The organism is Pseudoalteromonas sp. S8-8, from assembly GCF_000497875.1.
GTDB classification, from domain to species: Bacteria; Pseudomonadota; Gammaproteobacteria; order Enterobacterales; family Alteromonadaceae; genus Pseudoalteromonas; species Pseudoalteromonas arctica.
Window position 1 is genome coordinate 61350 of the sequence record NZ_AUTR01000046.1, and the last position, 6709, is coordinate 68058.

Annotated in this window: 6 protein-coding genes and 1 pseudogene (1 of these 7 running past the window's edge); 5 read left to right on the plus strand and 2 right to left on the minus strand. The window is 39.9% G+C overall.

Going from position 1 to position 6709, the window contains the following annotated elements:
- Positions 1 to 42: 42 nt before the first annotated feature.
- Complete coding sequence (locus tag L659_RS0115860) at positions 43 to 720, minus strand: glutathione S-transferase family protein (protein WP_024591168.1); 678 nt, start codon at positions 718 to 720, stop codon at positions 43 to 45.
- Between the two features lie 173 nt (positions 721 to 893).
- On the opposite strand from L659_RS0115860, the gene L659_RS0115865 reads away from it, so the two are divergent.
- From L659_RS0115865 to L659_RS0115880, 4 genes are all read left to right on the plus strand, one after another.
- A complete protein-coding gene (locus L659_RS0115865) occupies positions 894 to 1805 on the plus strand; it encodes a LysR family transcriptional regulator (RefSeq protein ID WP_024591169.1) in 912 nt (303 codons plus the stop codon).
- 213 nt (positions 1806 to 2018) lie between these two features.
- Positions 2019 to 3986, plus strand: coding sequence for a hypothetical protein (locus tag L659_RS0115870; protein ID WP_024591170.1), 1968 nt, complete (start codon positions 2019 to 2021; stop codon positions 3984 to 3986).
- Positions 3987 to 4081: 95 nt separating this feature from the next.
- A complete protein-coding gene (locus L659_RS0115875; RefSeq protein WP_024591171.1) occupies positions 4082 to 4540 on the plus strand; it encodes a TlpA family protein disulfide reductase in 459 nt (152 codons plus the stop codon).
- Positions 4541 to 4755: 215 nt separating this feature from the next.
- The gene (locus tag L659_RS0115880) at positions 4756 to 5142 is read left to right on the plus strand and encodes a hypothetical protein (protein ID WP_024591172.1); all 387 of its coding nucleotides are present in this window, start codon (positions 4756 to 4758) and stop codon (positions 5140 to 5142) included.
- Between the two features lie 65 nt (positions 5143 to 5207).
- Here L659_RS0115880 and L659_RS0115885 read toward each other — a convergent pair whose 3' ends face one another.
- The gene (locus L659_RS0115885) at positions 5208 to 6086 is read right to left on the minus strand and encodes a LysR family transcriptional regulator (protein WP_024591173.1); all 879 of its coding nucleotides are present in this window, start codon (positions 6084 to 6086) and stop codon (positions 5208 to 5210) included.
- Positions 6087 to 6207: 121 nt separating this feature from the next.
- Between L659_RS0115885 and L659_RS01000000123040 the strand changes: the two are divergent.
- Positions 6208 to 6709 (plus strand): annotated as a pseudogene (locus tag L659_RS01000000123040) (YeiH family protein) (it continues 588 nt past the right edge of the window).

A 6709-nucleotide genomic window follows, 5' to 3' on the forward strand; every position in this document is an offset into this window, starting at 1 on the left:
TTAGTAATTAAAATTTAGAATAGATACTTTTATAGCTACGCGTTATTTTGCGTTTGCTGCTTGAATTTGCGCTTTCACTTTTTGCATAAATTCAGCCATATTTGATTGGCGATCGGCCTCTATGCTTTGGGCAATGGCTAATTGGCTCATTGATTCGTTCCACTCTTTCATGCCGGGTACTTGTGCAAGTACATCCCAATCAAGCTGGCTTGAGCCAAATGCGCTAACAATGGTGTTTACGTAATAAACGTAAATGTCTGCCATTGTAAATTGCTCGCCTGCAATCCAAGGTGAAAACTTACACACGCTACTCAAAGCGGTTACGCCACGCGTTAATACTTGGCGTACTTCGGCTTTAGTTGTTTCAGGTACTTCAGCGCCAGAAAATACATAAGGGATAAACCGTCTGCTTGGCAGTTCAAAATAAAGCTCTGCCATTTTCATAATTTGACGTACAACTGCGCGCTCACCTGCATCTTCAGGATATAGCGGGGTTTGTGGGTACGACTCTTCTATAAAGTCGCAAATAACACTCGACTCAGAAATATTAAGGCCGTTAGCTGTTGTGATTGCAGGCACTTTGCCTACAGGGCTGATTGCTAATAACTCTTCACTTCCGCCGTAAACAAGGTGTTCTTTAAATGGCAGTTGTTTGTGTAAAAGTACATGTTTAACTAGGTTGTAATAGTTGCTAGCAGCAAAACCGTGCAAAGTAATCATAAGTCAGCTTTCCATCATTAACGTGAAGATACTCATTGCCAAAAATGCAATTTAAGTCCCTGTCTTTAGGTTGAGTACATTATTACTTGTTTTAATTTGCTTATATATAGGGGAAAATGCGAATCACTTTTGTCTTTAAGACAATAAAGCATTTTATTTAATGGAGAGGCAACTTGGATCAACTAAAAGCCATACGGTATTTTATTAAGGTGGTTGAAACGGGCAGTTTTACCAAAGCCGCCAAAGCTTTTGGTGTGCCGCCTTCGTCGTTGTCACGGCGAGTTGCTGATTTAGAAAAAAGCCTGGGGGCTACGCTTTTAAAGCGCTCGACCCGTATAGTTAAATTGACCGAAGTTGGGCAAATTTACTATAACGATGTTCAGCAAATATTAAATCAGCTAGAGCAAAGCCACGAAACTGTACGCAGTTATCAAACAAAACCAATGGGGCGATTATGTATAAGCTCAATGGTGAGTTTTGGTGACAAAATATTACTGCCTCTGCTTGATGAATTTAGCGCGCTATACCCCGAAATTATATTAGATGTTAGCTTAAGTGATGAGCTGTCGACACTTGGGCGTGACGATGTTGATATTGCGATTCGCGGTGGCTATGCGCCAAATGAGCGCGTGTTGGCAATAAAACTAATGGATAACGGCTTTATTCCTGTTGCGTCACCCTGCTATTTACAAAAATACGGTGTGCCCACTAATGTTATGGAATTAAAGGGCCACAGTGGCCTTTATTTTAAAACGCCAGCGGGGCCAACGCCTTGGTTATGCAAAGTGGATGATCAATGGCACGACGTTTCTGGGCCTGCGGTCGCTATTTCAAATAACGGATCGTGGCTAGCTAAAAAAGCATGTAATGGCGAGGGCATTTTAATGTCAACTCGATGGGCGCTCGACTCATACCTTGAGTCTGGCCAGTTGCAAGAGCTTAAGTTTGAGCATGAGTTAGCGATAAGCCAAAATGCGACTATGGCGGTTTATTTGTTGTATCAAAAGCAACGTTATTTAGTACCAAAGGTAAAAGCGGCGGTCGACTTTTTAGTACAAAGAATAAAAGAAACAAATGAAGAGTAATGAGCGGGCAGAATAGCGCTTAAGAGTTAGGCGTGTTGCAAATGATTAGAGTGGTGAATTGTCGGATGGCGCTGCGCTTATCCGACCTACGCTTATTTAATTTATTAATGGGTTGTTTGTATAAATAATAGGTAAAAAACGTCTCCTTAAGCTAAAGCTTTTAATGCTGCGTCCGATAAATTACTTAATAGGGCTTAGCGATTAAGGATAATCATGGTTAATAATGCACTTGGCAGTCAGGCTAATTTAAGCACTTTGTTGGCCCAATCAGTTAATAACGCTAACCAAAGCTCTGTGAGTCCTTCGCTACACACCAGCAGCGACCTTCAAGCTATTAATGATTTACAAACTAACGAGTCAAAAATAACCGATGGGTTATTAAGCCAGTTAAATAATGAAACTCTTGATGAAGCACTAGCCAGTAATCAAAAGGTAGAGGACGTTTTAAAGCAGCAACTTACCTCGTTATTTACTATTTCAAGCACGCCCAGCATGCTTAACTATAAACTCTCCGATGAAGAACTCGCCCTGCGCACCGTAATAAGCTCTCAGCATGAGGGGTTATTAAAAAACGAAAACAGCACCCAATTAATTGAGCGATTAAATACGTCGGTTAAAAATATTCAGGGTGCTTATGCTAATACCAGCGATATTTTATCGAGTTTAGGTCAGCTTGGGCATGAGCAAAAAACGTTTTTAGCCTCAAGTCAGCAACGTGTAGAGCGCTCACTTAATCCATACATGGAAAGCCTTAATCGCGCAAAATACGAGGATGACGATAACTACCTGTTTGAGCTCTCGGTAAAAACTAAAGAAGGTGATGTTATAAACATTACCTTTAACTCATCGCAAGGGTACGATGAAAAAACAGGTGAAGCGATAGATGGCTTTGGCATAAGTTACGAAGTAAATGGCAATTTATCTGAGGCTGAACATGCGGCTTTAACGCAGGTTATGGCGGGTGTTGGCGAAATGGCCGATGAGTTTTTTAAAGTGAGTGAAAGTTCATTCAACCCTCTTATAGTCCCAAATCAAGCAGACATGAGCTTAGATTTTTTAGCGGGCTTTAATAGTGAGCAGTTAGCCGGTTTTAATGTGTCGTTTTCAACAACGCAAAATAAAGATCTTGATTCGAAAGAGAACAATCTTGATTTAAGTTACTCCATTGATGAAGCATTAAACCAACAAGCACTTGTGTTTAAAGCCGCAGGTGGGCAAAACGACATTGATTTTGCACTCGATATGTCAACCATTGGCGCTAAAGACACACAGCAAATGCAGCAGTATTTAGCGTCGCTAGATCAAAGCCTAGAAGATAGCCGAGTAAACAGCACCAAAGACGATAAAGAGTCGGCATTTGGGCGCAAAGGCGATGAGGCAATGCAGCAAGGTTTTGCATTGTTTAAAGGTGCTTTTACGAGTATGTCGGCGGCGGCTGAGCGTTATAGCAATTTGGAGTCACTTGCAGATCAGCACTTTAATGACGGGCGCGCCATGGTTGCCGATTTGGTTGATAACATGATTACAAACGATGCCCGTTACCAAGGGCTTGGTAATAAAGCCCCAAATACATTGGGTGCGAGTATTTCTAAGCTCGCTGATTTTGATGCCACTTTTTCATATGCGCTGGATAACGGCGACTATCAGCCTAAAAGTACTATTGAGCTAAGCCAAGTAACTGAACAAGTCCAATTAGGGGATCTTAGCGGTGTAACGCAAAGTAAAAATGTAAGTAGTCATTTTGATTATCAATACAGTCGCCCTGATTATTACAACAAAGAAGAAAGCTATAACGTAGGTACTGCGGTTAAAAATAAAGAGCTTGTGGGTCTTGATCAGTCTCACGAGGTTGATGTTGATACAAAAATGTTTGAGTTTAATCCGCAAACTAATCAATACGAGCTACAAATGGCGATGCAAGAGCAAACCATTAGCAAAAGTGACATTCGCTTAATTGACGATATTTGGCTTGAAGAAAACGAAAACAGCTACAACATGAATAAAAAAGAGCGTGTTGAGAGCGACGAAAAACAAGATGAGTTTAAAAAAACAAGCAGCCATTCTCATAATAAGTTAGTTACCTTAATTGGTGACTTAGATAAGCTAGCTGAGAATAAAGACGTAAGGCGAGAATATTTAACTAACTTATCGCAAGTAAACTTTTTTATGGATAAAAAGTAACGCCTGAGAGTTATTCACTCCACGCTCAATATTGGGTATAGTCGTTTAATACCTAAATTAATACCTAAATTAATACCTAAATTAAGAGCAACCTTATGTTTAAACAATTAATTTTACTCTGCGCTTTAAGCATGCCGCTTGTAAGCTGCGCTGCTGATGCACCGTTTTCGGGCGGAATTAGCACTGATGTACTGCTAAGCGACTACGACAAGTTTAACGAACAATACAAAGCGTTTACGCCAACAGCACAAGACATTGCCCTAATGCAAAAGCTAGAAGGCAAAGAGCTAATTGTATTATTTGGAACGTGGTGCCACGACAGTGAGCGCGAAGTGCCAAAACTCATTAAGTTACTTTCTACGTCGAAAGTACAACTTGCAAGCATTGAATACGTGGCCGTAGGTTACAACAAGCAAGACGATGCAGGCATTGCAGAAGCTCACGACTTGCAATACACCCCTACGTTTATTGTTAAACAAAATGGCAAAGAGTTAGTACGCGTAATTGAAAAGCCAACGGGTACGTTAGCGCAAGACTTAACTCAGGGTTTGTAAATAGAGCTTGTTCGTATTTGGGTTTAACGATTTAGCAAATAGGTTTATAAGTTAGCTGTTGGGCTGCTATGAGTAGTCTCCTGATACTTTAATGTGTAAGGCCAAAATTTTCCCCCTTTGGCTGAGCCAAAATAGGAATTCAGCTATGGTTTGCATATCAATTAAAACAAATAAAAAACTAATTAATCTACAAGCTCGTTATGGTGTTTCTTAATATGTCTAAGGATCTACGTAAAAATTTGATTGCTGTGATTCTTAGTCCTTTAATTGTATTACCAGTCCTTGGTTTTTGTTATTTTTATGCGGGTATAGAAAATTATACTTCTCTTAGTTCATTAATTTCAGGTGTTGGTTTTGGTGTATCAGTAGGGATGGGAAGTTTATTTTATTTCTATCCTTTAATGTTCATTTACGGATTACCTATTAGCTTATTACTCCAAAAGTTAAATTTATTTAAATTACCTGTAGTTTTAATCTTAAGTATACTTCCAGTTTTTTTACTTAGTCTTTTTAGTGAATTTAATCGTGCAACATTGGTTCTTCATTTATTAGTACTTTCAATGGGTTTAACTAGTTGGCTTATATATAATAAATTAAGGTAACACCACAACAAGTGATTAATGTTACACAACCGTTTTTTTACTCGACTTACAGCTCAGATCAAACATTATTCACTAAATAGGCTTTTTTCGAATGCTTGTGCGGCATGTGAAGAGGGTCTGTCTTTATAGTGTAATTGGTATAATGGTCTTGATAACTCGACGTTATTTGGCTGTTCTAGCCGTGTTAATTTACCTAGCTGTACTAAATCCTCAGTGACTACGTTTGGCAATAAAGCGACCCCCATACCTTGTGCTACCGCCCTTGCTATCGCTTCATTACTTCCGAGCTGCATATTATTTTTTGCTGTAATGCCATGTTGCTGTAGTAATTTAACCGAGACCTCTAAAGTGCCCGAGCCTGGTTCGCGCAGTAGCCAAAACTGTTTGTTTAACCATGGTTTTAAGTCTTTCGTGGGCTTAAAGTTACTGGGTATAACTACACTCATTAAATCGTTTTGCCAGTGCTTACTTATAATATGCGGCTCGGTTGGTGTGCCTTCAACCAGTGCTAAATCGATAGTGCATTCAAGTAGGGCGTGCTCAATTTGCGCGGTATTGGCAACTTGTACTTCTACTTTTATATGGGGGTATTGTGCGCAAAAATTGGCTAAATAGGGCGGTAGCCAATAGCTGGCAATGGTTGTACTGGTGCCTATAACGAGTGTGCCGCGCTTAAGCCCTGTGCGTGATTTAATATCTTCAATGGCTGCCTTTTCAATAGCAAAAATACTACGAGCATGTTCAAAAAGTGCTTGTCCGCCTTCACTTAAGGTGAGTTTCTTACCCTTAGATGCACGCTCAATAAGTTGTATATTTAGCTGATACTCAAGCTCTTTTAAAGCTTTAGACACAGCTGGTTGGCTTATAAAAAGCGCCTCAGCTGCTGCTGAAAAACTGCCTAATTTAGCAACCGTGTAAAACACCCGAAGTGCATGCAAGTTCATTGTGCCTCTCAAATCACATAACCTTAAGTTATCGAATCATGATTTTAATGTATTGGAGTTATATTTTGCGCTTTCTTAAAATGAAGTCAATTAATTACGATGACTTTATTAAGGGATGACTATGCTTAGTGCAATTAAAGATATGCCACAGCTTTTTAGTATTAATACTAAGCAGTATACCAACTCGCGTTGGTGGCTAGGAATGCTATTAGTTATTGTTTTAGCGGGTGTTGCTGTTGCGCTGAGTAAGTTGCCGGTAATGCAAAGTGCCCAGTTTAGCTCCTTAACTATTGGTATTGTGCTAGGCATTATTGTAGGTAACAGTGTGTTTTCGCGCATTGCGACTCATACCGATGTGGGTGTTGATTACGCTAAAAGTATTTTACTCAAAGCGGGTATTATTTTATTTGGGTTTAGAATTACCTTTGCACAGGTAGCAGGCGTTGGCTGGAGTGGATTGCTAACCGACATTGTTATGCTCAGCGGTACGTTTATATTAGCAATGCAGCTTGGTAAACGTGTATTTAAACTTGATGAGCAAACAGTAATATTAATTGGTGCAGGTAGCTCTATTTGTGGCGCAGCAGCTGTAATGGCAACCGAGCCTGTAATAAAAGCGCAGG